The sequence below is a fragment of the Rhizorhabdus sp. P4_G5 genome (assembly GCF_056401065.1).
In genome coordinates this window covers 1-2680 of record NZ_JBFUKB010000020.1, presented here as the reverse complement: position 1 = coordinate 2680, position 2680 = coordinate 1, and the positions used below count along the sequence as shown (strand labels likewise).

The following is a 2680-nucleotide window of genomic DNA, read 5'->3' as shown; positions in this document are numbered from 1 at the left end:
TTGCGCGTGATGTAGCGGACCAGGCCACCGGTCGCGTTGCGGCCGAACAGCGTGCCCTGCGGCCCCTTCAGCACCTCGACGCGGTCGATATCGAACAGGGCGAAAGTCTGGCCCTGGCCGATCGCGATGTAACCGTCGTCCAGATAAACAGCGTTGGGAGCCTCGACGATATCGTTGAAATCATTCTGGGTAACGCCGCGGATCGTGTACTGGCTGTTCTGGCCGGCGAGCGCGCCACCGAGGTGCACGCCCGGCGTAAGCGCTGCGAGCTCGCGCGAGTCGACCACGTTGAGCGCGCGCAACTGCTTGCCGGAGTAGGCGGTGATGGCGATACCCACCTTCTGGATGTTTTGTTCGCGGCGTTGCGCGGTTACGACGATTTCGTCCGACAAAACCGAACCGCCTTCGTCGGCCGCCTGGTCTTGCGTGGCAGCGGCGGCGGGGGCGTCCTGCGCCAGTGCGGGACTGGCAAGCGCACCAATGGCAACGGCGCAAAGTAACGTTGCTCGGATTTTAAGATCTTTCCTCATTACCATTCCCCTAAATTGACAACAGCATGCGACCTAATATTGCAATTACCTACTTTTTGTTTTCCAATAACGACAATATACTAGATCTATAATTACTTACCAAATTGCCGGTTTTTGACGGACTAGAAAATCTCGCATCCCGGCAAACCACATGAAATCAATCGATCCGACGGGAAGTTCGTGATGATTTCGCAACCATCCTTGGTGACGACCACCTCTTCCTCGATCCGAGCAGCGCCTGAGCCGTCCGCCGCACCGCACCACGTTTCAAGGGCAAACACCATACCCTCGCGCAGCGGTTGGTTTTGCCCGCGGTAGCGCTTGGAGATGATCGGCCGCTCCCAGAGCGACAGCCCTACGCCGTGGCCATATTGCAGGAGAAATGCCTCCGCCTCGTCGCGGTAGCCGAATTCGGTGGCGTCCGGCCAAACTTCCGCGACTTCGTCAGGAGTGACCCCGGGCCGGATCATGTCGATCGAAGCGCTGATCCACTTCGATGCCTTCTCGTAGGCGTCGATCTGGAATTTATTTGGCTCCCCGCAGATGAAGGTGCGGTAATAACAGGTCCGATAGCCGTTGTATGAGTGCATGATGTCCAGGAACACCATGTCACCCGGCTGGATCATACGATCGGAGAACGTGTGCGAATGCGGGCGACCGCGTGGACCCGATACCGAGTTGACGCATTCGACGCGCTCCGAGCCCATGCGAAACAGGCGATCGTTAGCGATTGCCACAAGTTCGTTCTCGCGGGTCCCCGGACGGACAGCCTTGGCGATGTCCACGTAGGTGGCGTCCACCATGGCCGCAGCCATCTTGAGCAACTCGATCTCGTCCGGAGTCTTGATTTCGCGGGCATCGAGCAACGCCTGCTGGCCGTCGACCACCATGATGCCCTCGGCCTCGAGCGCACGGAGCATCGGAAGCTCCATGATGTCGATGCCGAGCGGTTCCTTTTCAATCCCGAAGTGAACGAGAGCCTTCTTGATCTGCTTCGCGAAATCGCCCTGCACGTTCATCCACGGCGGGAGCCCGCCTTGCATGGTCGAGATCGGGGCGGCCACATTGTCGGCGATCCACGGCGATGACAACCGCTTGGCAGGCGGCGCGGGATCCCACAGGAACGGCGGGCCATCTGCCGGACAAAGCGCATAGCGCATGAACTTGTCGCGCGCCCATTCACCGATATGCGTACCGGTGACATAGCGAATGTTATCGAAATTGAAGCAAAGGACCGCACCGAGGCCGGCGTGGCGGACAGCATTCTGTGCCCGTGCAAGCCTCGCCTTGAACAGGCGATCGTAATCGATGCCCCGTTCCCAGTCCTTAGCCTGGGATCCAAAGCTGGCGCCGGCGTGTGGACGATTATACTTCACCCAAAATTTCCCTGTCCTACTTGGAGATGCGGCGTTGCGCCGGATCTGTTCAGCGACCTTCGCTCGTCGTGCGGCCGCCCTGTTGATTATTTCGCCGAACGGAAAAATGTCGCCTAAATTTCGTTCATTTGCCGTTGAACGGTAAAATTGTCGATTTTTCTTGCCCTGTCAAGCACCGATGTATAAATTATGACAGTGGGGCGAGACTGGCGTCGGTGGAGTGTTGTTTCGACCAAGTTCGGGCGGGTCGCCCCCACCCTGGGTGCGTTAGGCGGAGGAGAAATGCGCCGTGTACAGCGTCTTCGACCTAACAAACGGCTACGATGTACTGAGGATCTTGTGTGGCGCTTTCTTCGTCCCCCATGTCGTGGGGAAAATCACTGCGCGGGAGGCCTCGGTGGGCTTCTTCAAGCTGGCTGGCTGGAAGCCGCCCCAATTCTGGTCTTACGCGGCGATGGCAATCGAGATCATCCTGGCGACCTGCCTGGTGTTCGGCATCCTGACGGCATACGCCGCTTACCTCGCCAGCATCTACCTCCTGATCGCCGCAGTCGCGAACTTCCGCCTCTCGCGCAAATGGCTCTGGCATATTGGCGGAAGCGAATGGCCGGTCTTCTGGGCGCTATGTTGCGCGGTGGTCGGCATTTACGGCTCGCATTGATGCGCGGGCGTGATGAATACGGAGCTTTATTGTGAAGGTAGTTTTCATAGGTCTTGGACGCATGGGCCAGGCAATGGCCCGGCGGCTGCTGGATGCGGGCCATGATCTTGTGG

4 protein-coding genes are annotated in these 2680 nt (G+C 58.8%); 2 read left to right on the top strand and 2 right to left on the bottom strand.

Features of this window, described 5'->3' with window-relative positions; genetic code table 11:
* Both AC1DQK_RS19040 and AC1DQK_RS19035 read right to left on the bottom strand, forming a co-directional pair.
* The coding region (locus tag AC1DQK_RS19040; protein ID WP_477873423.1) for a TonB-dependent receptor plug domain-containing protein at positions 1-530 on the bottom strand (530 nt) is incomplete at its 3' end.
* Between the two features lie 122 nt (positions 531-652).
* Positions 653-1906, bottom strand: a complete 1254-nt coding sequence (locus AC1DQK_RS19035) for a M24 family metallopeptidase (RefSeq protein ID WP_477873421.1) — start codon at positions 1904-1906, stop codon at positions 653-655.
* A 289-nt stretch (positions 1907-2195) separates the two neighbouring features.
* Here AC1DQK_RS19035 and AC1DQK_RS19030 point away from each other — a divergent pair, with 289 nt between their 5' ends.
* Together AC1DQK_RS19030 and AC1DQK_RS19025 are read left to right on the top strand one after the other, a co-directional pair.
* Positions 2196-2567 carry a DoxX family protein gene (locus AC1DQK_RS19030; RefSeq protein WP_477873419.1) on the top strand — a complete coding sequence of 124 codons (372 nt, stop codon included), beginning with the start codon at positions 2196-2198 and terminating at the stop codon, positions 2565-2567.
* 31 nt (positions 2568-2598) lie between these two features.
* Positions 2599-2680, top strand: an 82-nt coding sequence (locus tag AC1DQK_RS19025; protein WP_477873425.1) for an NAD(P)-binding domain-containing protein, incomplete at its 3' end; no start/stop codon positions are given.